This window comes from Bifidobacterium sp. AGR2158 (genome assembly GCF_000424225.1).
GTDB classification, from domain to species: domain Bacteria; phylum Actinomycetota; class Actinomycetes; order Actinomycetales; family Bifidobacteriaceae; genus Bifidobacterium; species Bifidobacterium anseris.
In genome coordinates this window covers 345,029-369,296 of the sequence record NZ_AUJM01000013.1, presented here as the reverse complement: position 1 = coordinate 369,296, position 24,268 = coordinate 345,029, and the positions used below count along the sequence as shown (strand labels likewise).

The window sequence follows — 24,268 nt, the reverse complement described above, 5'->3', positions numbered from 1 at the left end:
GCATTGTACGTCAGGCCCGCTGACCGCCTTCGCCGCCGGTTTCCAGCAGTTCCTCGGCGAGCGCGGCGACGCGCGGCGACGGATCGGAGTTCTCCAATGTGACGCAACCTTCGGCCGTCTCGGGCGCGAGCTTGCCGAGGGATTCGAGGATGACGTCGAGATGGTGGACGGTGCCGGCGTTGCCGTCGATGATCGCGACGCCGTCGGGCAGCAGTTCGCGGAAGTAGTCGCGGTAGAAGATGAAATGCGTGCAGCCGAGCACGACGGCGTCGATTGAATCGAGGTCGTAGCGGTCGAAGTAGCCGTGGAGCGTGCGCATGACGAGGTCGTGGTCGCCAAGACGGCCCTCCTCGACGATGCGGACGAGGTCGGGGCACGGCTGCGGGAAGATCGTGTGGTCGGATTCGAAACGGTGCATGAGCGCGGCGAACTTGCGTTCCCGCAACGTCAGCGGCGTGGCGGCGACGATGACGCGTTGGCGCTTGCCGTGGCCACGGTCGCAGGCGACTTTGAGCGCGGGCTCCATGCCGATGATCGGCAGGTCGTAGCGTTCGCGCAACGCGGCGGCGGCGGCCGACGTGGCTGTGTTGCAGGCGATGACGATCGCTTTCGCGTCCTGCGCGAGCAGATTCTCGACGATGCGTTCGGACAGTGCGCGCACCTGTTCCGGCGTCTTCGTGCCGTAGGGCGCGTGCGCGGAATCGCCGAAGAACACGATGCGCTCGTGCGGCATCTCACGCCGGATCTCGCGGACGACGGAGATGCCGCCCAAGCCGGAATCGAACACGCCGATCGGGGCCGACGAAGCCATGATGCTGCCTCCTGACAGAGCTGTTGTGCGCGCCGGGGGACGCGCCTGACACGCGTCATTATACGAAGCGGCGCGCATTGCCATATGTGTCGCTACGCGCATCGGGGAATCGAACGGGGTGGCTGTGCGGGTACAGTGAGGCGTATGAGCATTGCAACGACGGTATACAAGGCGCAGGGCACGGGCAACGACTTCGTCATGTTCGAGGACAAGGACGGCGCCTACGATCCGCAGCCCAAGGAGATCGCGGCGATCTGCGACAGGCACTTCGGCATCGGCGCCGACGGCCTGATTCGCGTCACGAGGCCGCAGTACGTCAAGGACATCAGCGAAGAGGAGCTCAAGGCCTGCGCCGACGGCGGCGTCGAGTGGTTCATGGACTACCGCAACGCCGACGGGTCGACTGCGCAGATGTGCGGCAACGGTTCGCGCGCGACGGCGCTGTTCATCCGCACGATGCAGGGCATCGACGGCGACGATCCGCTCAAGCTCGGCACGCGCGCCGGCATCAAGACGCTCACGCCGGTGGCGGACGACGATGAACTGGGCACGCATCTGTTCCGCGTCGACATGGGCGCATGGAAGATCGGCGACATCGACGCGCACGTCGTGACAGTGGACGGTTCGGACGGCGAGGGCAAGGGCACCTTCGTCGACATGGGCAATCCGCACATCGTGACCGTCGTCGAGGACGCGTTCAGTACGCTGCCGGTGCTCGAAGACATCGATCTCGAGACGGCTCCCGTCGTCACGCCGGCAATCGACGAGGGGCAGAACGTCGAATTCGTGCGCATTGACGAGATCGACGCCGGTGAGGACCACGGCGAGGCGACGATGCGCGTGTTCGAACGCGGCTGCGGCGAAACGCTGTCCTGCGGCACCGGACTGTGCGCGACGGCCGTCGTGCTGCATGCGAAGACCGGCGTCAACCATTGGCGCATCACCGTGCGCGGCGGCAAGGTGGACGTCGACGTGACCGGCGATGACGTCATGCTGACCGGGCCGGCGGCGATCGTCGCGAAAGTCGAGATGCTCTGAAGAAGATGCTGAAATAATACGAGCGGCCGTTGCCTCTGACATATCCGGAAGGCAACGGCCGCTTCGTTCAGCTTGCACGCAGCTGCATGCCGTAGGGAATGAACATCAGGCCGAACCAGATGAAATAGGCGATGATGGCGATTGCGACGAGCAACGCGATGGCGCTGACGACGATGCCGGCGATCGCCAGGCCGCGGCCGCGCAGCGTACGGTCATCGGCGATTCTCGAGAGCGCGACGATCGAGCAGGCGAGGCCGGCCGGCGGCAGCACCCACGCGCAGATGAAGCCGACGATCGCGAAGACGCTCCAGCGTTCAGGAGCGCGGGGCGGGACGGCGAACGGCGCGGGAGGCGGCACAGTGGGGGAGGCCGGGCGACCCGGCGGAATCGGCGTGGACATCAGACTCCTTGGCAATCAGCGGCGGGACAAGTGAGGCAATCGGCTCAAAATCGTCAGAAATCGGCGAGTCGGACGGACTCGGATGAGCTCAGACGAAATCAGACGCACTCAGACGAAGAGGTAGGTGCCGTCCTTGACGAGGATGAGCGTGACGAGCGCGACGATCCAGACGGCGTCGGCCATCAGATCGAAATTGAGCCGGTAGTAGGTGCGCAGGCCGGCGGCGCGAGCCGGCAGCCCCTGCACGGTGACGGTCGCATGGCTGACGGCGATGAACTGGATCGTCGTCGCAAAGCACAGCACGAGGCACCACGGGCACAGCGCGTTGATGACGAACAGCGACTGCGAGGTCAGCCAATACGAGTAGGCGAGCGCGGCGAGGGAGCCGAACCACGTGCAGGCGGCGAACCAGCGCGGCATGCGCATGCGTGCAAGCCCGATGACGGCGATCGTGCAGAACACCGATTCGGCGGCGATGCCGAAGAACGCGTTCGGGTAGCTCAGGCCGGCGAATTTGACGATCTCCGACTGCCATGAGTCGGCGACGGCCGAGCACGAAAGCACGGCGTTGACGTCGCACGACAGCAGCTTGCCAGGTTCGCGCGCCATCTGCAGCGTTTCGGCGGACAGCACGAAGGAGACGACGAGGGCGATTCCGGAGGCGGCGAGCATGACGAGATACAGCCATGTGGAACCGTGACGCCAGCCGTGGGGCATGTCGGTGACGCCCGGTGCCGCCATGCTCTTGGGGACGGTGACACCGGGTTGTGCCATCCTCTGATGTGGGTGGTCGGATGATTGGGTGTGCTGCTGCCGGTTCGTTTGCATGATGTCCTCCTCGTTGCGTCGGGCATGCTCCTCGGCGCGTGCGATGACCATGCGCCGCTGTGGAACAGTGTACCGAATGTGGAATGGATGGGGTGAATCGGCGATTTCGACGCAACAACGCGTCCTGCGGCCGTCAAGCGTTTACGATGGAGGTATGGCGAAGGTAGCGATTGCGATGACACCGCCGACGAGCGGATGGGATATGCACTGTCACACGGTGTTCTCGGATGGCACGGAGACTCCACATGAGCTCGTGCGGCGCGCGAAGGAGATCGGACTGCACGGCGTGGCGATCACCGACCATGACACGACGGCCGGCTGGTCGCAGGCGCAGCAGGCATCAAGCGAACTCGGACTGCCGCTCGTGCGCGGCACCGAGATCACGGCGCAGGACGGCGACATCTCCGTGCATATGCTCGCCTACCAGTACGATCCGCGCAGCCGGCGCATCTGCGACCTGTTCCGTTCGACGCGCGCGGCGCGGCTCGCTCGGACGAAGAAGATGGTCGCGCTGCTCGCGAAGGATTTTCCGATCGACTGGGACGATGTGCTCGCCCAGGTCAAGGAGGGCGAACAGACGACGATAGGACGTCCGCACATCGCCGACGCGCTCGTCGCGGCCGGCGTCTATCCGGACCGTTCCGCCGCGTTCGCCGACGCGATCAGCTCGCACAGCAAGTACTACATTCCGACGCCGTCGCCGAGCACGGCCGACGTCGTGCGCGCGGTCGGCGAGGCCGGCGGCGTCAGCGTCGTCGCGCACGCCGCCGACCCGAGCCGCAACAGGACGTTGCTGTCCGACGAGCAGATCGCGCGACTGGTCGAGGAAGGACTCGACGGTCTCGAGGTGTGGCACCGCGGCAACCCTCCCGAACAGCGCGTGCGACTGCTCGGCCTCGCCGAACGCTACGGGCTGCTCGTGACTGGCGGCTCCGACTGGCACGGCGAAGGCAAACCGAACAAGCTCGGCGAAGGCCTGACCGACGACGCGACGGTCGCCGAGATCGTGCGCCGCGGCGCGATTTCGTTGTGGAAATAGCAGACGGCTGCGGAAATAGGTAAAAATACGCTGAGGGGCGGCGGATCCGCAGTGTTCTGCGAATCCGCCGCCCCTTTTTTGGAGTTGGAATCAGTCGCTGAGCGCGCCGAAGCCGACGGCGTGACGCGTCTCGGAGCCGATGATCGCATAGCCGAGCGCGTCGGCCGGCACGATGAAGCGGCGGCTCTTGTTGTCCCTCAGCACGATCGGTGCGTGCTGTTCGAGCGCCTGCGCGATCGTGTGCTCGATCTGCTCCGCCGGCTCGTCCGAGTTGAACGTGACCGGACGCGTGACGTTCTGGACGCCGAGTTCGATTTCCATATGATGCTCCTTAGGTCCTGATGATCGCTGTCCTTACGGTGTACAGCATTCTACGGCAGATCGTCCGTGGCATGCCATCGCGCTACGCGCATGGAATACGCGGGGAATAGGCGGCGAATACGTGTTTCAGCCCTGCGTGTGGGCGGGGGAGGAACCGTCGCCGGTCGCCGGATGCGTCGGCTGGGTCGTGTGAGTCTGCGCTGTGTTGGTCTGTGCTGTGTTGACTTGCGCCGGGACACTCATGGAGCCTGTCTGGGCGCTGCCGCCCTGATCGAGGCCGGCCTGCGCGTCGCGCATCGCCTGCTCCTCGCGTTCGAGCAGCGGGATGAGCAGCGTCTGCGCCTCCGGACCGTTCGACGACTTCGCGGCGGCGGACTGTGCGGACTGCGCGCCGACCGCATGCGCCTGACCGGTCGTGTCCCCACGTTCCTCGATGCCGATGACGATTGTCTCGCTCGACGAGGCCGCGATCTGGCGCGACGCCGTGTCGTCGGCGTCGACGACGCCGATCGCGTCGATCGGATGGGAGTCGGTGCGGTCGTCGCCGACCGGCTGGCGCACGGCCTGCGCCGCGCCGCCGGTGATGTCACGTTCGTCGGTCACATCGAAGATCGACGACGCCGACGCCGGCTGCGTGCTCGACGGGGCGGCCGCCTGGCGTCGCCGGGCCTCGTCCTCGCGCAGGAGCGTGTTCACGGTGACGGTGCTCGGATGCGCGCCGGAGGCTGTGTCGTAGCCGCGCGTGCGGTGCATCGTCGCGCCGAGCTGCTGGGCGAGATGATCGACTTGCGCCTTGAATTGCATGATGCGCGCGTTGTCGCCCTGCGCGAGCGCCTGCAGGAAGTCGCCGACCTGCTCCATCTGCACCCACAGGTTCGCACGCAGCATGATGAGGTCGTCGAGACGGTTGCCGAGGATGCGGCCGTAGGAGGAGATGACGGCGTTGCGATGCGTTTCGTCGAGCTTCGAGAAGATCCAGGCGAGGTCGCGCGCCGGATCGTTGATCTGCATCGCCTGCCAGTTCGTGATCGTCGTGATCGTCGAACCGGAGAAGATGAAATCGCCGTCGGCGTAGCCGCCGTGCACCGGGCACGTCATGAACGACCACAGGCCTTCGGTTTCGAGGATGCGCGTCCAGCTGTCGGTGATCTCGCCGGGCACATGGCCGGCCTGACGCAGCCGCTTGATCCACGATGTCAGCTGTGCGCGGATCTGGCCGGTCGTGTACGAGGGATAGCCGGATTCGGTGAGGAAGGTCGGGCGCAGCCGGTGCACGGCGCCGATCGCCGTGCCCACCGACGCACAGTCGTCGAGCGTGAGCAGTTCGAGCGAACGGGCGACGCCCTCCGGATGGGAGGTGACGAGCACCGACGCGCGCTCGGGGTCGTCACCGCCCGGCTGGAACGCGACGACGCGGTCGGTGGAGAAGCCAAGGCCGGCGAGTTCGCGCGCGCGTTCGACGACCTGCGCCGCGCGCACGCGGCCGGCGAGACGACGCTTGCCCGCCGCGCCGTCGGTCGCATAGACATTGTAGAGATGGCCGCGCAGATCCTGCACGACGGCCTGGTCGATGCCGGCCTGCGCATCCGTGTCGTTCTCCTGTTCGCTGGCGCGCACGCCGACGACGGCCGCATCCGGCATCGCCGCCGAGGCCAAGGCCGCCAACATCAGATTGCTTCGTTCACTCACAGCGGCCATTTTTCCATGCGGAGCGTACAAGCCGACGCACAAACACAAGCATTGCAACGTTCCGCGGGCGTCCGTCGCCACACGGCGGCAGAGGACCGACCGGCCCCGTGGCACAATGGTCGGCATGCAGGCATCAGCGCAGGAGATTCTCGACGGACTCGACGACGCGCAGCGGCGCGCCGCGACGAGCGTGGAGGGGCCGGTCCGCATCATCGCATGCGCCGGCGCCGGCAAGACGCGCACGATCACACGGCGCATCGCCTACGCGTGCGCGACGGGTGCATGGCGTGCCGGCGCGACGCTCGCCGTGACGTTCTCGGTCAAGGCGGCGAACGAGATGCGAGAACGGATCGCGGCGCTCGGCGTCGACGGCGTGCACGTCGCGACCTTCCATTCGGCCGCGCTCGCGCAGCTGCGCGAAGTGTGGAACGAACTGTGCGAGGGGCCGTTCCCGCAGCTCGCCGAACGCCGCACCGACCTCGTCGCGCAGGCATTTGTGCGCGCGCTCAACCGCGAGCCGGAACGACGAGCCGCGCTCGACGTCGAACGTGAAATCGACTGGTGCAAGGTCTCGCTGATCGCACCCGACGACTACGAACGTGTCTGCGCGGCGACGCGACGCGAGCCGCCCGCGCAGCTCGACGCGCGCCGCTTCGCCGACGTCTACGGGCAGTACGAACTCGAGAAGACGGCGCGCCTGCAGATCGACTTCAACGACATCCTGCTCATGTGCGCGCATGTGCTCGACGCCTTCCCCGAGACGGCCGCGCACATCCGCGAACGCATCGGATGGCTCACCGTCGACGAATACCAGGACGTGTCGCCGCTGCAGCACCGGCTGCTGCGCGGATGGCTCGGCGGCAACCGCGACATCTGCGTCGTCGGCGACCCGGCGCAGACGATCTACTCGTTCGCGGGCGCGACGAGCTACTATCTCGACGATTTCGAACGCGAGTTCGCGCCACTCGCCGCGAACATCGAACTGAGCCGCGACTACCGTTCGACGCCTCCGGTCATCGCGCTCGCGAACCGTGTGCTCTCGCGTTCGCCGGAGCGCGACGACTATCTGCGGCTGCGCGCCGTGCGTGACGGCGGCCCGCGCGTGACGAGTGCGATCTACGGCACCGATGCCGAGGAGGCGCGCGCCGTTGCCGCGGCAATCCGCGGCATCGTCGCGCAAGGCGGACGCGCCGCCGACTGCGCAGTGCTCACGCGCATCAACGGCCAGCAGGCGCCTTTCGTGCGCGCGCTGCGCGAGGTCGGCGTGGCATATCAGGTGCGCCGCGACGCCGGCTGGCAGCAGTCGGCGATCGCGGAGGCGCCGCCGGCCGACGCGTCCGCGATCGACGACGCGGCCGGCGCGCGCAGCGGCAGGGCGACGGTGAGCACGATTCACGCGTCGAAGGGTCTCGAATTCAAGCACGTATTCCTCGTCGGGCTGTCCGACGGGTTGATGCCGTTCCATGCCTCCGACGATCCGACGACGCTCGAGGAGGAGCGCCGTGTGCTCTATGTGGGCGTGACGCGCGCCGAGGACGCGCTCCATCTGTCCTATGCGCGCCGCATGAACGAGGAAAGCGGCTTCGTCAGGGACGTAAGCCGCTTCCTTCGCTGAAGATCCGCTGTCAGCCGGTGCTACTGCGCGTCGCCATCGGCGGGATGGTCGTCGGCGTTCGTGTCGCCGGCGGAGGTGTCGGTGCCGGTGTCGTTTGCGTCGTCGGCATCGGCGGTGTCATCGGTGTCGTCAAGCAGACGGCTCAGTTCGGCGTCCCAATCGATGCGCTCGCCCTTCGATGCGCTCGCCTCGGCCGTGTCGGTCTCGTCGGGCAGGTTCGGCAGCAGGTCCGGGTGCCCCCACATCGCGTCGCGCGCCTCGACGCCCTGCTCGGCGGTGATGCGCTCCCACAGCTGCGCGGCCTCGCGCGTGCGCTTCGGACGCAGCTGCAGGCCGAGCAGGTTCTCGAAGGTCAGTTCGGCGGGGCCGCCGACGGCGCGCTCGCGGCGCATCATCTCGCGCAGCTGCTCGAGATGCGGCAGATGCGCCATGCCGGAACGCCACACGACGCAGTCGACCCAGCCTTCGACGAGCGCGAGCAGTGTCTCGATCGAATGCATCGTCTCCTTCTGCTCGTCGGTTGTCGTCAGGCCGACGTTCGACAGGTTGACGGCGCCGGAGAGCGACTCCGGGTCGAGCGACGAGGCGCCGCGCAGCTGCTCCTCCATCGCGTCGAGGTCGATCGTGATGCCGCGCGCGTACTTGCCGATGAGCGCGGCGAAGCGCGGCATCAGCCACGGCACCGTCGCGTAGAGGCGCGCATAGGCCTGTTCGCGCAACGCGATGAACTCGGCGACCTCGGCCGCGTCGATCTCGAGCGAGTGCGCGTATTCGTCAACGTTCTGCATGATGAGGCCGCCCGCCGGGTTCTTGAGCAGCGCAATGCCCTGGTCGTAGCTGCCGCGCACCTCCTTCGACATCGCGCCGGCCGCCTGGCCGAGCTGCATCGCGTAGGAGGTGTTGGCGAACAGCTTCATCAGCTGCTTGGGATCCTTCATGCCCTCGGGGATCGGGATCGGTACCGGGCCGGCGAACATGCCGGTGATCTCGCCGTCGAAGGCGTCGCCGAGACGGTCGGAGATGACGGCGCCAAGCGCCTCGTTCATCGAGGCGGCGACCGGCGCGGCGAACTGGGCCCATTGCTCGATCGTGCCCTCGACCCAGCCGGCGCGCGTCAGCGCCTCGGCCTGTGAAGACGGCGGATTGAAATTGGTCGTCGTATCGAGCCACAGATTGACCTCGCTCATCGCGCGGCGCATCGTGTTGCCCTCCTCGGCGGTGACGATCCGTTCGCTGTCGGCGTCGTTCGCCTGCTGGAGCGCGATCGACTTCGCCAGCTTGACGTTGATCGGCCCTTCGGCGATCGTCTGCTGCATCTCGCCGAAGGAGTTGAGGCCGCCGCCGGCGAAGGCCTGCATCATGCCACGAATCTGCGTCGGATCGGGCAGGTCTTCGGGGCTCTGGCTCATCAGCTGCTCGCGGATCTGGTCGGGCAGCGACTCGAGCTGCTTCCACGCCATCTCGCCCTGCACGGGGCCGAAGCAGTCGATGAACCATTGGTGCAGCGTGTTCTCATCCATCATGGATTCCCTTCATGACTTGTCTGGTCGATTCGTTTTTCTATCTGTCTCAATACGCGACACGCCGAAATAATTCCGCCGCGGCCATAGTATGGAAGGCATGTCGCACATGCAGTTGCCCAATCAGCCGAACCCCGCGCAGGACGTCGCACGCCCCGGACCGTTCCGCCGCCTCGCCGCGCATTGGCGGGGCCGTCCCTTCGGTTTCCTCGTCGGCGCGCTCGCCGTGCTGCTCGGCGTCGTGATTCTGCTGATGCCGAGCGCCTACGTCGTCGAGACGCCCGGGCCGACGCAGGACGTGCTCGGCGAAAACGGCGGCCGGAAGGTCATCGATGTCTCGGGCGTGAAGACCCACAAGGATTCGGGCAAACTGCTGCTCGTCACCGTCAACGCCGCCGGCGTGCCCGGATACCCGGTCTCGAACGCCGAGGCGCTGTGGGGATGGGCCGACCCCCACATGCTCGTCATGCCGCAGGAGGCGGTCTTCCCGCCCGGACAGACGAGCGAGGAGTACGAGCATGAATCGCAGCAGGAGATGACCTCCTCGCAGGATGCGGCCGCCACCGCCGGTCTCGACTACGCCAAGAAGCTCGGCGTCGACGTCAAGGGCGCGAAGGTGACGATGCACGTCGACGACATCGGCGGCCCGTCGGCCGGCATGATGTACGCGCTCGGCCTCGTCGACATGCTCACGCCGGTCGAGGAGTCGGCGTCGACGACGATCGCGGGCACCGGCACGATCGACGACAAGGGCAAGGTTGGCGCGATCGGCGGCATCGATCTCAAGATGCTCGGCGCGAAGCGCGACGGCGCCACATGGTTCCTCGCGCCGTCCGCCAACTGCGACGAGGTCATCGGGCATGTGCCCGAAGGACTGCGCGACGTCAAGGTCTCGACGCTCGACGACGCGTACCGCGCACTCGTCGCGATCGGCGAAGGCAAGGGCGACTCGCTGCCGCGCTGCACGGTCGACTGACGGTCACGGCGCGCCGATCGCCCACGTCGTGCCGCCTAAGCGCGCGAACGGGCGTGTTCGCTGGTGTTGCTATATTGACGAACGTGAATCAAACGGCATCTGAGAAAGCTGAGGAGTTCGGCTTCCGCACAGGGGACCTGGTCCAGGAATGGCTCTGGGACGACGATGTGGATGACACGATCCGCGAGAATATCGAGACGTTGACCGGTGAGGAGCTGGTGGACGAGGAATACGATTCCGCCGTCGACGGCGCGATCATCTGGTGGCGCGACGGCGACGACGAGGACGGCCTGTCGGATACGATCATGGACGCCTACGCCGTGCTCGGCCAGGACGGCCCGCTGTGGGTGCTCACGCCGAAACCGGGACGCGATGGGGCGCCGGGGGCGAACACCGTGCAGAACGCGTCGAAGACGGCCGGCATGAACGCGTCGACGCCGCTGACCGTCGGCGACGACTGGAACGGCATCAGGCTGCGCGCCTTCGGCAAGAGTTCGAACCGCTGACATCAATCGCCGCCGGCGATCCCCAAGAAGGGACGCCGGCGGCGATCACATATCGGCACGCCGTCACAGCAGGCACGCGCACAGCTGCATCATGACGGCGCAGACGAAGACGATTGTCATCGCGAAGGTGCGCGGGAACCGTTCGCGCAGGATAGCGAAGGCGACGGCGAACGCGAAGGCGAGCGCGATGAGGCCGAGCGTCACCCAGCGGATGACGGCGTGCGCCGGATCGATGACGCCGAACAGCGTGAGCATGACCGGGATGAGCATGCCGGCCGACAGCACGAGCATGACGAGCGCGACGATCATGTCGGCGCGTTTCGCCGCGGGCGTGGGATGCGGGCAGCGCGCCCGTTCCTCCTCGAGCGCGTGCGTCAGTTCGGTGATGCGACGGTCGTCGTCGACCGCGCGCCAATGCACTTCCTGCTCGAGTCGGCGCACTTCGAGGTCGAGCGCGTCGACGCGCTCGGCGAGCTCCTCGTCGCGCCGTGAGGTTCCGGGCAGCAACGTCTGCAACGCCTTCAACGGGTTCGTCCATACATCCAATGGGGTGTTCATGGCTCATGATTATAGGGAGGGCGACAGGGGCAGGACGGCGTTCCCTCGCACAGCTGAGTGCGGCGCCCACGGTGACGGCGACGCGGGCACCGTATGCAGTACGGCAGCGCATACGCGGTTTGGACACGGTTTGGACACGAATTGCAGGAACGTCGAATCAACAAGCATATGAACGCTGTGCCGGCAACGCATATGCACATCGGCTCAAACGCCTGCTGCCGTAACGAAAACGCCCCGCCGCGAGCCGATCTCGCAACGGGGCTGTGCGGTGGGCGATGAGGGACTCGAACCCCCGACATCCACCGTGTAAAGGTGGCGCTCTAACCAACTGAGCTAATCGCCCGCGGGGAACCACTGTACAACGACGGGTGAAGAAAGCGGCACGCGGGCGGGTGTCGCGCGCTATGTACGGCGTCGTCCGCCGTGCGCGCGTCTCAAACATCACGTAATCTAGGCACTGGTACGAAATCGCGAGGAGGACAGACGATGGCGCAAGAACGCGAAGCGACGGGCGGCACGGCGAATATCGAGCGCGTGGGCAAACGCAAGAAGGGCTACGATGTGCGTCAGGTGGACGCCTTCCTTGAGCAGGCGCACGCCCTGTACGAGCAGGACGGCGTCGAACTCAAACGCAGCGACATCCAGGACGCGTCCTTCGACATCGTCAAGGGCGGCTATGCGATCCCGCAGGTCGACGCGACGCTCGAACGGCTCGCGAAGGCCGTCAGCGACAAGGACACCTCCTATGAGATCGCCGAACTCGGACGCGTCGCATGGAAGGCGCAGGTCGAGGCGCTCTACCATCAGCTCGAGGCACACGCGGAGCGCGCCGAGGGCGAACGGTTCGCGTCGGGGGAGGCCAAGCGCCCGTCCTACGACCGCAAGCAGGTGGATAGGCTCATCGACCGCATCATCGATCAGGCCGGAGATGAGCTCGACCGCATCAGCTCGGACGCCGAGGCCGCCTATGACGACGGCGCGAAGCTGACGGCGCAGTCGGTCTCCGACGTCATGTTCACGCAGCGCAAAGGCAAGCGCGGCTACGACGAACGTCAGGTCGACTACTATCTCAATGCTTGCGCCGACCTGCTCGGCCGTCTCGAGTCCTATGCGCGCGTCTCCACCTACGCCGAACGCCGTCCGGCCGCCGCGCCGACGTCGTCCGCGCCGGCCGTCGCGCCGCTCATCCCCGACCATGCGGCCGCGCCGCGCACGACGGCCTCGCACATGCAGCCGACTGTCGTACAGCCGGCGCTCTCCCAGCCGAACGCCGTGCAGCCGGTGGAATCGCTCGCGCCCGAACAGTCCTTCGACGAGCTGCACAAGGCCGAACAGGCGATCTTCACGCCGACGACGCCGACTGCCTCGCCGGTGACGCCGGCCTCGGCGACGGCCGCCACGACGATCCCGGTCAGCGACGACGTCGCCGAGGCCGCAGCGGCCGCAGGCGCGACCGTCGCCGCGACCGCAGCACAGCACAACGATGAAGCGCGCGACCTGACGCAGACGCAGTCCTTCGGCCTGCCGCTCGCGCCGCATGAGACGGCGGCCACGTCGCACGGGTCCTCGTCGGTCGCGCGCGCCCATACACTGTCCGACATCAAGCCGATCACGCCGGCGCCGCGCACGATCCCCGAACACGAACGGGTGACGCCGACGCCGCCGGCCGTTCCCGACGACCTCAACGCCGTGCCGATGGTGACCGCTGTGTCCGACGAGACGACGATCACCTTCGGCGACACGCATCAGCCGGCGCTCGATTCGCCGTCGCTCGCCGCGCTCGCATCGCTTGCGAAGAGCACCGAGACGCTGCCCGAGGAGCCGAAGCAGCCGTCGGCGATGACGACGTCGAGCGGACTGTCGGTGCCGACGCTCGCGAACGTGACGATCCCGGACCTGCCGGTGCGCCGCCCGATGGACGCGGCCGCCGCGTCGTCGTCTACTGCATCCATTTCGGCGTCTGCATCGACGTCCGCCGCGTCCAACGCCGGCCACGATACGCAGTTCGTGCCGCCGGACACGATGAACGTCGAGATCCCGGATCTCGAATTCCCGACCTTCTCGACCGACGGCCCGCTCGTGACCGGCGACACGGACAGGGACGGGCGCTGAGATGACGGAGGAACACATCACGACGCCGTACGACAGCGGCGTGTATGAGGACGCTGCCCCGCGCAGCGTCGTCGTCCTCGGCTCGACCGGATCAATCGGCACGCAGGGCCTCGACGTCATCGCACGCCACCCCGAACACTTCACCGTCACCGCGCTGGCCGCGGGCGGCGCCCACGTCGACCTGCTCGCCGAGCAGGCCGTGCGCTTCGCCGTGCCCGACGTCGTCGTCGCCGATCCCGAGGCCGCGCGTCCGCTGCGCGAGGCGCTCGACGAACGCGGCGCGCACGACGTGCACGTGCACGCCGGACTCGACGAGGTCGATGCCATCGCCGGCAGTGGCGCCGACGTCGTACTCAACGGCATCACCGGATCGATCGGCCTGACGCCGTCGATTGCGGCGCTCAAGGCCGGTTCGCAGCTCGCGCTCGCGAACAAGGAATCGGTCGTCGCCGGCGGCCATCTGCTCTTCGACGCGCAGACGCGCCCCGACCAGATCAACCCGGTCGACTCCGAACATTCGGCGATCTGGCAGTCGCTGCGCTCCGGCACGCACGCCGAGGTATCGCGCCTCGTCGTGACAGCGTCCGGCGGGCCGTTCCGCGGTTGGACACGCGAACAGATGAAGGACATCACGCCCGAGCAGGCGCTCAACCATCCGACGTGGCATATGGGGCCGGTCGTCACGATCAACTCGTCGACGCTGATGAACAAGGGACTTGAGGTCATCGAGGCGAGTCGTCTGTTTGATGTGCCGCCCGAACGCATCGTCGTCACCGTGCATCCGCAGTCGATCGTCCATTCGATGGTCGAATTCCGCGACGGCGCGACGATCGCGCAGGCCTCGCCGCCCGACATGCGCCTGCCGATCGCGCTCGGCCTGTCCGCGCCCGAACGCCTCGGCGGCGTCGCCGCCGCATGCGACTGGGCGGCGGCCAGCTGGACCTTCGAGCCGCTCGACGACGAGGCGTTCCCGGCCGTCGACCTCGCGCGGCGTTGCCTGAACGCTTCGCAGAAGCATACGGCCGTGCTCAACGCGGCGAACGAGCAGGCCGTGCATGCGTTCCTCGACCGCCGGCTGCCGTATCTGGGCATCGTCGACACCGTTGAGCGCGTGATCGATGCGATGGACGGCGAGCTGCGCGACACCCCGCGCTTCACGTCGGTCGACGACATGCTCGCCTGCGAACGCGAGGCGCGCGCACGCGCCGACGCGATCATCGCCAAGCGCTGAACATCGCCCTCGCCGGGCGGTGACGCGCTGGTGTATCCTGTGATGGATTCCGCCGCCCGTGCAAGGCGGCGCAGCCACCGTGATGGTTGTCTGACGAACGAATGGATGGATGGATTGACGATGGACAAACCGTTCCGCAAGACCGGAGAACAGGCGATCAGCGAAAGCCCGCTGCACCCGAGACGCCAGTCGCGTCGCATCATGGTCGGCCCCGTGCCGGTCGGCGGGGGCGCCCCGATTTCGGTGCAGTCGATGACGAACACGAAGACCGCCGACGTCGGCGCGACGCTGCAGCAGATCGCCGAACTGACGGCCGCCGGATGCGACATCGTGCGCGTCGCCGTGCCGACGCAGGAGGACGCCGATGCGCTGCCGAAGATCGTCGCGAAATCGCCGATCCCGGTCATCGCCGACATCCATTTCCAAAGCAACTACGTGTTCGAGGCGATTGACGCCGGCTGCGCGGCCGTGCGCGTCAACCCCGGCAACATCCGCAAGTTCGACGAGGTCGGACCGGCGATCTGCAAGGCGGCGACCGATGCGGGCATCTCGCTGCGCATCGGCGTCAACGCCGGCTCGCTCGACAAGACGCTCTACGAACGCTACGGCGGCCCGACCCCCGAGGCGCTCGTCGCCTCCGCGCTCAAGGAGGCGCGCATGTTCGAGGACGTCGGCTTCCATGACTTCAAAATCTCGGTCAAGCACCACGACCCGGTCACGATGGTCGAGACCTACCGGCTGCTCGCGCAGCAGGGCGACTGGCCGCTGCATCTGGGCGTCACCGAGGCCGGACCGGCGTGGCAGGGCACAATCAAATCGTGCATCGCTTTCGGCGCGCTGCTCGCCGAAGGCATCGGCGACACAATCCGCGTCTCGCTGTCCGCGCCGCCGGTCGAGGAGGTCAAGGTCGGCTGCAAGATCCTCGAGTATCTGGGATTGCGGGCGCGCAAATTCGACATCATCAGCTGCCCGAGCTGCGGACGCGCGCAGGTCGACGTCATCCAGCTCGCGAACGCCGTCACCGAAGGACTCAAGGACATCACGGCGCCGATCCGCGTCGCCGTCATGGGCTGCATCGTCAACGGCCCCGGTGAGGCGCGCGAAGCCGATTTGGGCGTCGCCTCCGGCAACGGCAAGGGACAGATCTTCATCAAGGGCAAGGTCATCGAGACGGTTCCCGAGGACCGGATTGTTGAGACACTGCTCAAGCACGCGAACGCCATCGCCGAGCAGATGCAGGCCGACGGCGTCGACACGACCGCCGGGACCGGCCCTGTCGTCATCCCGGTCGTCCATGAAGGACACGGCGAAAGCCAGAACGAAAACCACGCGTGAACGGAAAGGACGGTGACGTGACGGACAGCACCCAGCGCACCGAAGGCACGACGGCCGCCTTCAGCCGCACGAAGCGGCTCATGATCACGTTGCCGATCTTCATCATCCTGCTCGGCATCCTCGTGACCGTCTCGACGAACACGAGGATCCCGGTCGAGGACACGCCGCGCGCAATGAGCTTCGCGACGCTCACGCCGGACACGACGGTCACTTTCGCCACGAAGGACAAGCTGCCCGGCGCCGACACCTACAAGGTGCGCAAACAGTATCTGACGATTGACGCGAAACGGCCGTCGACCGGCGAGATCCAGAAGATCCGCGTCCTCGTGCGCACACCCGAAGGCGCGCCGTCGAAGGGACTGCCCGGCATGGTGTTCATGCACGGCGCCGGTTACGGCACCTGCGACAACTCCTTCGGCGACATCGCCACGAGCATGGCGTCGGCCGGCTTCGTCACCGCCGTCCTCGACAAGCCGGTATGGTCGACGAGCGACCTCAACCGCGACTATCAGGGCTCCGCCGTCATCTACGACCAGGTCATCGACATCCTGCGCGGCATGGACGCCGTCGACGAACACAAGGTCGGCATCTACGCGACGAGCGAGGCGACATGGATCTCGTCGTATCTGCTCGACATCGACGACGATATCGCCTTCCAGATCCTGCTATCGCCGATGGTGTTCTCACCGCGGCATTCGCTCGCTTTCCTCGCCGTGCAGAACTTCGCGCTCGCCGGCGCGAACGATGGCTACCAGTCGATCGTGCGGCGCGTGTTCTCCTTCGATCTGGCGATGTTCGGCCTCGACAACATCGACATTCGCACGTCGACGCCGAAGGCGTTCTCGATACCGACGATGGTCGCCTACGGCTCGAAGGACGTCATGACGGCGCAAGTGCAGGGATTCAAGGAGATTCTTGCGCTCGCGCACCGCGCCGGCAACTGGGATGTCTCGCTGCGCAGCTATCCGATCGCCAACCATGTGCTGCGTCTCGGCGACGAATCGATGAGCGGCACCCCCTTCGCCGACGATTACGTCGACGACATGGTCGCCTGGGCCGTCGGCACGTCGCGCGGACTCACACAGACAAGCGAACGCATCGCCGGCACGCCACTCTACCAGTCGATCCCGGTGCCGCGCGGCCTGCACGCCCACCGCGTCATGACCGTCTACGGCACGATCGTGCTGGCACTGATGGCCATCATGATGCTCGTCTCGCTCATCGTCTCATGCATTGCGCTCGTCATGCACATCCGCAACCGCAGCAAGGGGCTCGGCCCCGCGCTCGGCTTCCGCGCACGCTTCGGCGGTGCGCTGCTCATGCTCACGATCGTGACGCTCGTCGCGCTGTTCGTGTTCCTCGGCGGCTTCGGCGAAGTCGTCATCGCCGTCGTGCACATGGCGTGGGGCAGCGCCCCGCCCGACGACAGCGGCATGATGTACTGGAGCTGGCCGTTCATTCAGATCGTGTGCATCGTGCTGCTGTGGGCGTGGTCGCGCGTGTTCACCGGCATCATCGAGGAGCTGTCCATGCGCGGCGTGCTGCAGTGGCCGATGCGCCGCGGTGCGCTCAGGCAGATCATGAGCGGCGCGCAGCCGGTCGTCGCCGAGCGACGTCTCGGACGCATGCTCTTCTGGACGCTCTCCTTCACGATGCTGCTCATCCTGCTGAGCTTCTCGTTCTGGGGCCTGTTCCTGTTCTGACGGCGGCCGCCGAAGCACGATGAAGGAAAACGACGGCGCGCACAACGATGAAAGCAACGAAAGGAGCGGCGCGTGGCGCTGTACCGTGACGAAGGCGTCGTGCTGAAAACGACGAAACTCGGCGAGGCCGACCGCATCATCACGCTGTTCACGCGCGGCCACGGCAAGGTTCGCGCCGTCGCCAAAGGCGTGCGCCGCACGAAATCGCGCTTCGGCGGTCGCGTCGAGCCGTTCATGCGCGTCGACCTGCTGCTGGGGGAGGGACGCACTTTCGACACAATCAGCCAGGCCGAGTCGATCGCTGCGTACGCCGGCGCGATTGGCGCCGACTACGAGGCGTACCGCGCCGCGAACGTCATCGTCGAAACGCTCAACGATTTGATCACGAGCGAACACGAGCCGGCGCCGGCGCAGTACCGGCTGCTCGTCGGCGCGCTCAACGCGCTCGCCGGCAAACGGCACGACGCGCAGATGATCGCCGAATCCTATGTGCTGCGCGCACTCGCGCTCGCCGGCTGGCGTCAGCGGCTCGACTCGTGCGTCGTGTGCGGACGCACCGACCAGCTCACGCATCTGTCGGCGGCCGCCGGCGGCGTCATGTGCGAGGCCGACCATACGCCCGAGGCGAAACCGGTGGATGCGTTGACGCTCACGCGGCTCAGGGCGCTCGCCGACGGCGACTGGGCGAGGCTCGACGGCTCGCAGCTCGACCCGCGCACGGCGCGCGCCGTCGAGGAATGGGCGCAGTACTATCTCGAACGGCCGATACGTTCGATGCGCTTGCTAGATTGAAGACATGGCATTTGAAGGCGTCGATTACAAGTCACTGAACATTCCGGCAGCACCGTTCTCCGATCCGACGATCATTCCGGACTTCCCCAAGAACAAGGTCCCGCGGCACATCGGCGTCATCATGGACGGCAACGGACGGTGGGCGCAGCAGCGCGGCCTCATCCGCACCGAAGGCCACCAGGCCGCCGAGCCGGTCGTCTTCGACACGATCGCCGGCGCGATCGAAGCGGGGGTGCGCTATCTGAGCCTGTACACCTTCTCCACCGAGAACTGGAAGCGCTCGCCGCAGGAGGTGCGCTTCCTGATGGGCTTCTCGCGCGACATCATCCGCCGCCGTGTCGCGCAGATGGATGAGTGGGGCGTGCGCGTACGCTGGTCGGGACGCCGCCCGAAGCTGTGGAAGTCGGTCATCGACGAACTCGAATCGGCGATGGAACGCACAAAGCACAACAACGTCATTGACGTCGTCTTCTGCATCAACTACGGCGGGCGCGCCGAAATCGCCGATGCCGCTGCCGCGATCGCGCGCGAGGTGCGCGAGGGCCGCATCAAGGGTGACCGCGTCACCGAGAAGATGATCGCCGAGCATCTGTACAACCCGGACATCCCCGACTGCGACCTCGTCATCCGCACCTCCGGCGAGCAGCGCACGAGCAACTTCCTGCCGTGGGAGGCCGCTTACGCCGAACTCGACTTCGTGCCCGAGCTGTTCCCCGACTGCGGCCGCGAGGTGCTGTGGGGGTCGATCGACCGGTACATTCACCGCGACCGTCGCTTCGGCGGCGTCAAGCAGGCCTAAGGCGGATTGACGCTCAGCCGAGCGAGGCGATGAAGCCGGCGATCACGTCGGTGAAACGGCGCACGAAAGCGTCGCCGTCGACGCCGAGGGCGACATGCGTCGCCTTCGCGTCGTCGAGCGCCGCGCGCGGGTCGCCGATTGTGCGACCGCGCACGCCGACGCCGTCGCCGGTGCGCGTTTCGACGATCATCGGCAGTTCGAAGGTCGTCACGATCGTCGGGTCGAGCGCGACGGCCGCCGCGAGCGGATCGTGCAGCGGCATGCCGGCGGCGAAGATCGGGTCGCTCGCGCGGTTCGCACGGATCGAGAAATTCGCGAGGCTCGCGAGCAGGAACGCGACATGGCGTCTGCTGCACGCGGTGCCCGCAGTGCTGACATTGCGGCCGCCATTGTTGCTGTCATGGTCATTGTTGACGCCGTTGTCGTTGACATCGGTAATCCATCGTGCGACGTCGGCGGGGCCGAGCAGGCAGCGGTGCGTGACGTCGAGGCCGACCATCGTCGTGTCGGCGCGCGCACGCAGCACGCGGTCGGCCGCCTCGGGATCCTGCAGCACGTTCGTCTCGCATACGAGGTCGTAGCAGTTGCCCTCCTGCGTGAGCGCGCCGCCCATGAACACGATCCGCGCGCGGCGCACAGCGGCCGGGTCGGCGCGCAGCGCGACGTCGACGTCGGTGAGCGGACCGGTCGCGACGATCGTCAGGTTGCGGCCGTAACGGCGTGCGGCGTCGACGATGAGCCGCGCGCCGTCGGTCATCGTCGAGCAGTTCTCGTCGGGAAAACCGAGTTTCTGCGGCATCGCGAGTTCGGAACGTGTGAAGAACTCGGGGATCGTCGGCAGTTCGGCGTGCGGATCGCCGACCGGGTAGCCGCCGACCGAGATCGCATGACCCTGCCGGATGTTGTTCTTCACATCAGCCATCGACAGCGTGACGATGCCGTCCTTGTCCGAGGCGATGACGCGGCCCGGACGCGGCTTGGGCGTCGCCGACGTGCCGATGCGCAGGTCGGCGAGCCCGTTACGGCCGTGGAAGCGCGCGCAGCCGGCGTCGGCGACGAACAGCGGCGCCCACGACGGGTGGCGTGCGCCGTCGGCCACCGGCACGTCGGCGTGGCCGAGCATGTCGAGCACGGTGCGCGTGTTGCGCGCCGCCTGCTGCTGCAGCACGTTGCCGTAGGTCGCGCTGACGCCGACGATATGCGCGCCGGATGCGATCAGATAGGCGAGCGCGAGCGCATCGTCGACGCCGGTGTCCATGCTCAGGACGAGATGCGGTGAATCAGTCATACGGTCATTGTTTCACGAATGGTTTCACTGCGCGTGCTATGCGCTGCGAGTAATCGCGGCGGCCTATCGGGTGTTCTTCGAGGCCGCGGTCTTTGCGGCGGTCGCGAGGAATTCGTCGGTCGCGAGCTCGCGCGAGCGCGGCGCGTCGTGCACGACCTGCCCGTTCGCGTCGGCGTAGGCGTCGGACGAGGCGAGGAAGTCGAAGTAGCGTTGTGTGCCGTCGTAGTCGATCGAGCCGAGGACGAAGTCGCCGTCGTCGATGCGTTCGCGGTCACCCCAGTACTGCCCGTCGACGATCGTCTTCATCGATTCGGTGACGAAGGCCTCGTCGAGGTTCGCCTCGGGCGCGTCGTGCACGAGGATCGAGGCGGCTTCCTCGCTGTGGTCGTAGGCGTAGCGGTAGCCGCGCTGCGTCGCCTGCACGAATGCGCGCACGAGGTCGGGGTCGTCGTCGATGAGTCGGTCGCTCGTGATGATGCCGATCGAGTCGGCGTTGCCGGGCACGCCGTAGTCGGGTTCGGTGAAGCAGCGCAGTTCGGGGCCGTTCATCTTCGCCTGCACGCCCTCCCATGTGGCGTAGAAGCCGCCGAAGTCGGCGCGTCCGGACGCGAGCGTCTGGAACGTCGATGTGCCGACCGTGACCTTGTCGAAGTCGCCTTTGCCGCCGTCCGTTTCGATCATGCGGCGGATGACGGCGTCCGATTCGCTTGAGCCGAAGGTCGCGAAGGTCCTGCCGTCGAAGTCGCGCGGCCGTTGGATCGCCGTGTTCGATGCGAGCGCGCACCAGATCGCGCTCGTCTTCTGCTGCACCTGCATGACCTGCTTGAGGCGCGCGCCCTTCGTCGCGTAGACGCCGACGTTCGTCAGGTTCGACAGCGCGAAGTCGGCGACGCCGTTGTTGACGGCCTGTTCGGCGCCGGATTGGGCGACGGCGACGATGTCGACGTCGAGGCCGGCGTCGCGATAGTAGCCTTTGTTGCGGGCGACGTAGACGCCGATGTGGTTCGTGTCGGGCGCCCACGACAGCATGAACGTGACGTGGCGCAGCCCATCGGCGGCCGGCGCGCCACCGCATGCGGCGGCGGCGAGGATTGAGCATAGCGCGGCCGCGGCGGCGGCGACGCGCGCAAGGAATCGGCGAAAAGTCATGAGATCTCCTGATGAATTGATGAATGATGGCGAAAGAATGAATGATTGCATGAACGATGATGTTCGCTTGCGATGGGTCGTCGTCGAATGCGCGGAAAATCAGCGCGCGTTACTGCGCGACTTACTGCGCGTCGGGGTCCTCGTCGTCGCCGGGCGCGCCGATCGTGAGTCGTTCGACGATGTGCACGGAGAGCAGCAGCAGCGCGGTCATGACGATGATGACGAAGGTCGCCGCGAAGATGAGCGGCGTCTGGAACGAGTTGTAGGCGGCCTGCAGCCAGATGCCGAGACCGCGGCGCGCGCCGAGGTATTCTGCGGTCGCAGCCGTCGCGAAGACGTAGGCGGCGGCGACACGCACGCCGCCGAAGATCTGCCGCGCCGCGACGCGCAGATCGACGTGGAAGAGCGCCCATGCGCGCGACGCGCCGCACGTCGTCGCGACGTCGTCGTAGAACGACGGCACCGCCTCAAGGCCGCGCATCGTCTGCACGACGATCGGGAAGACCGCGAAGACGGCGACGATGACGACCTTGCCGAGCGGCTCGAAACCGAACCAGATGAGGAACAGCGGGGCGATCGAGATGAGCGGCAGCGTCTGCGCGGCGGCGAGGAGCGGGAACAGCGCCGCGTACGCCGTGCGCGAGCAGTGGATGCCGACGCCGAGCAGCACGCCGACGAGACAGGCGATCAGGAAACCGCACACGCCTTCGGCGAAGGTGACGACGCTCGCCGGCCACAGCGTGGGCCATGCGCGCACCGTCGCGACGACGATCTGGCTCGGTGAGGCGATCATCGTGACCGGGGGATGGGTGACGTTGACCCAGATCTGCCAGATCGCGAGGATCGCCACCACGACGGCCGCCGTAGGCCAGTGCCTGCGCAGTGCGCGCATGATCGACGACTCATGTTGAGGAGACGCTTGCTGAGGAGATGCTTGCTGAAGAGGGGAGCGGGATGCGCGCGGGTGGCTCGAAGAAGTCATCTGCACCTTGCTTTCTGCGCGCCGTGCGCGCTGGAAGGTCGCCGGCTTGCCGCGGCAAGGTGAGGAGTCCGCCGCCGAACGACCAGAAAAACGTCATGTCGAAGCCGCGCGTCGGCGCGGCCGACCAACCAGTGTAGTCCACGGGGTGGGCATCGGCGTGGACATCGGCACGATCATCGCTGTGGGCGGCATCGGAATTATCCGCGCCGCAATTATCGTGGAGCATATGACGACGATGAAGCAGATCGCACAGCGCGTCGGGGTCTCGGTCTCCACGGTCTCGCTCGTGCTCAACGGCAGGGACAACGGGCGCGTCAAGCCGCAGATCGCGCAGCGCGTGCGCGAGGCGGCCAATGAGATGGGCTATCAGCCGAACGCGCTCGCGCGCTCGCTACGCACGAGCCGCACGCACATCGTCGGGTTCATCAGCGTCGAGGTCGCGACGACGCCGTACGCGGGTGGCATGATTCAGGGCGCGCAGGACGCGCTCAGCGCGCTCGGCTACGTGCTGCTCACCGTCAACGGCGACGACGCGCAGGCGATCGACGACGAGGTCGGCGCGCTCAGGCGCTATGGCGTCGACGGCTTCCTCTATTCGGCGATGTCGAACCGCGTCGTCGACGTGCCGAAATCGCTGCGGCGATTCCCGCTCGTGCTCGTCGACGCGACTGACGCCGAAGGGCGCCTCGCGTCGATCGAGCCTGACGAGACGCGCATCGGCTACGACGCTACGACGCGGCTCATCGAGGCCGGCTGCCGGCGTATTGCCTACATCGGCTGCACCGAGCCGATGGTCGCGCAGGACGGACGGCTCGAAGGCTACCGACAGGCGCTCATCGACCACGGCATCGACGTCGACGAACGGCTGCGCCGCGACGTGCTCAACAACGGGCCCGCGTTGCGCGCCGTCGAGGAACTGTTCGACTCCGAACGGCCCGACGGCTTCTTCTGCTTCAACGACGCGCGCGCCTGGTACGTCTACGAGGCCGCCGCACGCCGTGGGCTGCGCATCGGCGACGATATTTCGGTCGTCGGCGTTGACAACCACCGCGTCTTCGCCGAGACACTTGAGCCGCAGCTGACGACAATCGAGCTGCCGCACTACGAGATGGGATACTGGGCCGCGAACCGCCTCGTCGCGGACATCGAGGGGCGCGCGATCAACGAGGCGGCGTGGCCGCGCACGACGGCCGTCATGCCGCTGCTTGACACGCCGTCGCCGGCGAAGGTGCACTGCACGCTCATCGAGAAGGCGTCGGTGCACGCGGCTCGATGACGGTCGCGGCACGGCGGGCGATGACGGTCGCGGCACGCTGAGCGGCGGCGGCTGCGACACGCCGGGGAGGGCGACGTCGGTGCAGTGTCGATGTCGTTAAAACACGTCAAACGATTGACCTTATGCGCTTCAGTAATTGTGGGTACTTCGTGAAGGATTCGTCAATCGTTTGACGTCAAACGATTGACGAACTATGCTGAAGGGCATCGGGACATCGCGAACGACGTAGTCGACGGGAGGGATGTTCCACACGCCCGCTCCGTACGGGGCGGGTCAGATCCGTCATGCATCCGGCTTTCC

At 66.8% G+C, this 24,268-nt stretch carries 23 protein-coding genes and 1 tRNA gene; 12 read left to right on the top strand and 12 right to left on the bottom strand.

The window, feature by feature from the left end; translation table 11 throughout:
• Positions 1 to 10: 10 nt before the first annotated feature.
• Positions 11 to 811 carry a glutamate racemase gene (murI, locus tag G606_RS0106250; RefSeq protein WP_026645238.1) on the bottom strand — a complete coding sequence of 267 codons (801 nt, stop codon included), beginning with the start codon at positions 809 to 811 and terminating at the stop codon, positions 11 to 13.
• A 144-nt stretch (positions 812 to 955) separates the two neighbouring features.
• Here murI and dapF point away from each other — a divergent pair, with 144 nt between their 5' ends.
• Entirely contained in the window at positions 956 to 1,849 is an 894-nt protein-coding gene (gene dapF, locus G606_RS0106245) for a diaminopimelate epimerase (protein ID WP_026645237.1), read from the top strand.
• A gap of 67 nt (positions 1,850 to 1,916) precedes the next feature.
• Here the strand turns inward: dapF and G606_RS10145 are convergent, their stop codons facing one another.
• Positions 1,917 to 2,249, bottom strand: coding sequence for a DUF4190 domain-containing protein (locus tag G606_RS10145; RefSeq protein WP_026645236.1), 333 nt, complete (start codon positions 2,247 to 2,249; stop codon positions 1,917 to 1,919).
• Positions 2,250 to 2,357: 108 nt separating this feature from the next.
• Positions 2,358 to 2,990, bottom strand: coding sequence for a vitamin K epoxide reductase family protein (locus tag G606_RS0106235; protein ID WP_026645235.1), 633 nt, complete (start codon positions 2,988 to 2,990; stop codon positions 2,358 to 2,360).
• 241 nt (positions 2,991 to 3,231) lie between these two features.
• Here G606_RS0106235 and G606_RS0106230 point away from each other — a divergent pair, with 241 nt between their 5' ends.
• Positions 3,232 to 4,116: a PHP domain-containing protein gene (locus G606_RS0106230; RefSeq protein ID WP_026645234.1), complete on the top strand. Its 885-nt coding sequence runs from the start codon at positions 3,232 to 3,234 to the stop codon at positions 4,114 to 4,116.
• Between the two features lie 90 nt (positions 4,117 to 4,206).
• Here G606_RS0106230 and G606_RS0106225 read toward each other — a convergent pair whose 3' ends face one another.
• Together G606_RS0106225 and G606_RS10140 are read right to left on the bottom strand one after the other, a co-directional pair.
• Positions 4,207 to 4,437, bottom strand: coding sequence for a DUF3107 domain-containing protein (locus G606_RS0106225; RefSeq protein WP_026645233.1), 231 nt, complete (start codon positions 4,435 to 4,437; stop codon positions 4,207 to 4,209).
• Positions 4,438 to 4,563: 126 nt separating this feature from the next.
• Complete coding sequence (locus tag G606_RS10140) at positions 4,564 to 6,135, bottom strand: phosphotransferase (protein ID WP_423734389.1); 1,572 nt, start codon at positions 6,133 to 6,135, stop codon at positions 4,564 to 4,566.
• A 115-nt stretch (positions 6,136 to 6,250) separates the two neighbouring features.
• Here G606_RS10140 and G606_RS0106215 point away from each other — a divergent pair, with 115 nt between their 5' ends.
• Positions 6,251 to 7,741 carry an ATP-dependent helicase gene (locus G606_RS0106215; RefSeq protein ID WP_101671082.1) on the top strand — a complete coding sequence of 497 codons (1,491 nt, stop codon included), beginning with the start codon at positions 6,251 to 6,253 and terminating at the stop codon, positions 7,739 to 7,741.
• Between the two features lie 20 nt (positions 7,742 to 7,761).
• On the opposite strand, the gene G606_RS0106210 is transcribed toward G606_RS0106215, so the two are convergent.
• On the bottom strand, positions 7,762 to 9,261 hold the full coding sequence (locus G606_RS0106210) for a zinc-dependent metalloprotease (RefSeq protein ID WP_026645231.1): 1,500 nt from the start codon (positions 9,259 to 9,261) through the stop codon (positions 7,762 to 7,764).
• Between the two features lie 109 nt (positions 9,262 to 9,370).
• Between G606_RS0106210 and G606_RS0106205 the strand changes: the two genes are divergently transcribed.
• Complete coding sequence (locus G606_RS0106205) at positions 9,371 to 10,237, top strand: YlbL family protein (protein ID WP_165778671.1); 867 nt, start codon at positions 9,371 to 9,373, stop codon at positions 10,235 to 10,237.
• A gap of 83 nt (positions 10,238 to 10,320) precedes the next feature.
• Positions 10,321 to 10,743 (top strand): DUF3052 domain-containing protein, encoded by a 423-nt coding sequence (locus G606_RS0106200; protein ID WP_026645229.1) that lies wholly within the window; start codon positions 10,321 to 10,323, stop codon positions 10,741 to 10,743.
• Positions 10,744 to 10,806: 63 nt separating this feature from the next.
• Here G606_RS0106200 and G606_RS0106195 read toward each other — a convergent pair whose 3' ends face one another.
• Together G606_RS0106195 and G606_RS0106190 are read right to left on the bottom strand one after the other, a co-directional pair.
• A complete protein-coding gene (locus G606_RS0106195; protein ID WP_026645228.1) occupies positions 10,807 to 11,301 on the bottom strand; it encodes a hypothetical protein in 495 nt (164 codons plus the stop codon).
• 269 nt (positions 11,302 to 11,570) lie between these two features.
• Positions 11,571 to 11,644, bottom strand: a tRNA-Val gene (locus G606_RS0106190).
• A 143-nt stretch (positions 11,645 to 11,787) separates the two neighbouring features.
• Between G606_RS0106190 and G606_RS10135 the strand changes: the two genes are divergently transcribed.
• The 6 genes from G606_RS10135 to G606_RS0106160 all read left to right on the top strand — a co-directional run bounded on the left by G606_RS10135 (position 11,788) and on the right by G606_RS0106160 (position 19,273).
• Positions 11,788 to 13,413, top strand: a complete 1,626-nt coding sequence (locus G606_RS10135) for a DivIVA domain-containing protein (RefSeq protein ID WP_051198623.1) — start codon at positions 11,788 to 11,790, stop codon at positions 13,411 to 13,413.
• Between the two features lies 1 nt (position 13,414).
• Positions 13,415 to 14,644 carry a 1-deoxy-D-xylulose-5-phosphate reductoisomerase gene (dxr, locus tag G606_RS0106180; protein ID WP_081664081.1) on the top strand — a complete coding sequence of 410 codons (1,230 nt, stop codon included), beginning with the start codon at positions 13,415 to 13,417 and terminating at the stop codon, positions 14,642 to 14,644.
• 120 nt (positions 14,645 to 14,764) lie between these two features.
• Complete coding sequence (gene ispG, locus G606_RS0106175; RefSeq protein WP_026645226.1) at positions 14,765 to 15,979, top strand: flavodoxin-dependent (E)-4-hydroxy-3-methylbut-2-enyl-diphosphate synthase; 1,215 nt, start codon at positions 14,765 to 14,767, stop codon at positions 15,977 to 15,979.
• A gap of 80 nt (positions 15,980 to 16,059) precedes the next feature.
• Positions 16,060 to 17,682: an esterase gene (locus G606_RS0106170; RefSeq protein WP_026645225.1), complete on the top strand. Its 1,623-nt coding sequence runs from the start codon at positions 16,060 to 16,062 to the stop codon at positions 17,680 to 17,682.
• A gap of 72 nt (positions 17,683 to 17,754) precedes the next feature.
• Positions 17,755 to 18,474 carry a DNA repair protein RecO gene (recO, locus tag G606_RS0106165; protein ID WP_026645224.1) on the top strand — a complete coding sequence of 240 codons (720 nt, stop codon included), beginning with the start codon at positions 17,755 to 17,757 and terminating at the stop codon, positions 18,472 to 18,474.
• A 4-nt stretch (positions 18,475 to 18,478) separates the two neighbouring features.
• Complete coding sequence (locus G606_RS0106160) at positions 18,479 to 19,273, top strand: isoprenyl transferase (RefSeq protein ID WP_026645223.1); 795 nt, start codon at positions 18,479 to 18,481, stop codon at positions 19,271 to 19,273.
• 13 nt (positions 19,274 to 19,286) lie between these two features.
• Here G606_RS0106160 and G606_RS0106155 read toward each other — a convergent pair whose 3' ends face one another.
• The 4 genes from G606_RS0106155 to G606_RS11200 all read right to left on the bottom strand — a co-directional run bounded on the left by G606_RS0106155 (position 19,287) and on the right by G606_RS11200 (position 22,918).
• Positions 19,287 to 20,561, bottom strand: coding sequence for a nucleoside hydrolase (locus tag G606_RS0106155; RefSeq protein WP_026645222.1), 1,275 nt, complete (start codon positions 20,559 to 20,561; stop codon positions 19,287 to 19,289).
• A 63-nt stretch (positions 20,562 to 20,624) separates the two neighbouring features.
• Positions 20,625 to 21,710, bottom strand: coding sequence for an ABC transporter substrate-binding protein (locus G606_RS10130; RefSeq protein WP_051198621.1), 1,086 nt, complete (start codon positions 21,708 to 21,710; stop codon positions 20,625 to 20,627).
• 121 nt (positions 21,711 to 21,831) lie between these two features.
• Positions 21,832 to 22,602, bottom strand: coding sequence for an ABC transporter permease (locus G606_RS0106145; RefSeq protein WP_034523780.1), 771 nt, complete (start codon positions 22,600 to 22,602; stop codon positions 21,832 to 21,834).
• A gap of 10 nt (positions 22,603 to 22,612) precedes the next feature.
• Positions 22,613 to 22,918 (bottom strand): hypothetical protein, encoded by a 306-nt coding sequence (locus tag G606_RS11200; protein ID WP_155802801.1) that lies wholly within the window; start codon positions 22,916 to 22,918, stop codon positions 22,613 to 22,615.
• Here G606_RS11200 and G606_RS0106140 point away from each other — a divergent pair, their 5' ends adjacent.
• Complete coding sequence (locus G606_RS0106140) at positions 22,919 to 23,968, top strand: LacI family DNA-binding transcriptional regulator (protein WP_026645220.1); 1,050 nt, start codon at positions 22,919 to 22,921, stop codon at positions 23,966 to 23,968.
• The last annotated feature ends 300 nt before the right edge of the window (positions 23,969 to 24,268 follow it).

Bases quoted from the DNA above. Each gene is read 5' to 3' on its own strand.
- murI (WP_026645238.1), bottom strand. From the start codon at position 811: ATGGCTTCGTCGGCCCCGATCGGCGTGTTCGATTCCGGCTTGGGCGGC.
- dapF (WP_026645237.1), top strand. From the start codon at position 956: ATGAGCATTGCAACGACGGTATACAAGGCGCAGGGCACGGGCAACGAC.
- G606_RS10145 (WP_026645236.1), bottom strand. From the start codon at position 2,249: ATGTCCACGCCGATTCCGCCGGGTCGCCCGGCCTCCCCCACTGTGCCG.
- G606_RS0106235 (WP_026645235.1), bottom strand. From the start codon at position 2,990: ATGGCGGCACCGGGCGTCACCGACATGCCCCACGGCTGGCGTCACGGT.
- G606_RS0106230 (WP_026645234.1), top strand. From the start codon at position 3,232: ATGGCGAAGGTAGCGATTGCGATGACACCGCCGACGAGCGGATGGGAT.
- G606_RS0106225 (WP_026645233.1), bottom strand. From the start codon at position 4,437: ATGGAAATCGAACTCGGCGTCCAGAACGTCACGCGTCCGGTCACGTTC.
- G606_RS10140 (WP_423734389.1), bottom strand. From the start codon at position 6,135: ATGGCCGCTGTGAGTGAACGAAGCAATCTGATGTTGGCGGCCTTGGCC.
- G606_RS0106215 (WP_101671082.1), top strand. From the start codon at position 6,251: ATGCAGGCATCAGCGCAGGAGATTCTCGACGGACTCGACGACGCGCAG.
- G606_RS0106210 (WP_026645231.1), bottom strand. From the start codon at position 9,261: ATGGATGAGAACACGCTGCACCAATGGTTCATCGACTGCTTCGGCCCC.
- G606_RS0106205 (WP_165778671.1), top strand. From the start codon at position 9,371: ATGCAGTTGCCCAATCAGCCGAACCCCGCGCAGGACGTCGCACGCCCC.
- G606_RS0106195 (WP_026645228.1), bottom strand. From the start codon at position 11,301: ATGAACACCCCATTGGATGTATGGACGAACCCGTTGAAGGCGTTGCAG.
- G606_RS10135 (WP_051198623.1), top strand. From the start codon at position 11,788: ATGGCGCAAGAACGCGAAGCGACGGGCGGCACGGCGAATATCGAGCGC.
- dxr (WP_081664081.1), top strand. From the start codon at position 13,415: ATGACGGAGGAACACATCACGACGCCGTACGACAGCGGCGTGTATGAG.
- ispG (WP_026645226.1), top strand. From the start codon at position 14,765: ATGGACAAACCGTTCCGCAAGACCGGAGAACAGGCGATCAGCGAAAGC.
- G606_RS0106170 (WP_026645225.1), top strand. From the start codon at position 16,060: ATGATCACGTTGCCGATCTTCATCATCCTGCTCGGCATCCTCGTGACC.
- G606_RS0106160 (WP_026645223.1), top strand. From the start codon at position 18,479: ATGGCATTTGAAGGCGTCGATTACAAGTCACTGAACATTCCGGCAGCA.
- G606_RS0106155 (WP_026645222.1), bottom strand. From the start codon at position 20,561: ATGACTGATTCACCGCATCTCGTCCTGAGCATGGACACCGGCGTCGAC.
- G606_RS10130 (WP_051198621.1), bottom strand. From the start codon at position 21,710: ATGACTTTTCGCCGATTCCTTGCGCGCGTCGCCGCCGCCGCGGCCGCG.
- G606_RS0106145 (WP_034523780.1), bottom strand. From the start codon at position 22,602: ATGCGCGCACTGCGCAGGCACTGGCCTACGGCGGCCGTCGTGGTGGCG.
- G606_RS11200 (WP_155802801.1), bottom strand. From the start codon at position 22,918: ATGCTCCACGATAATTGCGGCGCGGATAATTCCGATGCCGCCCACAGC.
- G606_RS0106140 (WP_026645220.1), top strand. From the start codon at position 22,919: ATGACGACGATGAAGCAGATCGCACAGCGCGTCGGGGTCTCGGTCTCC.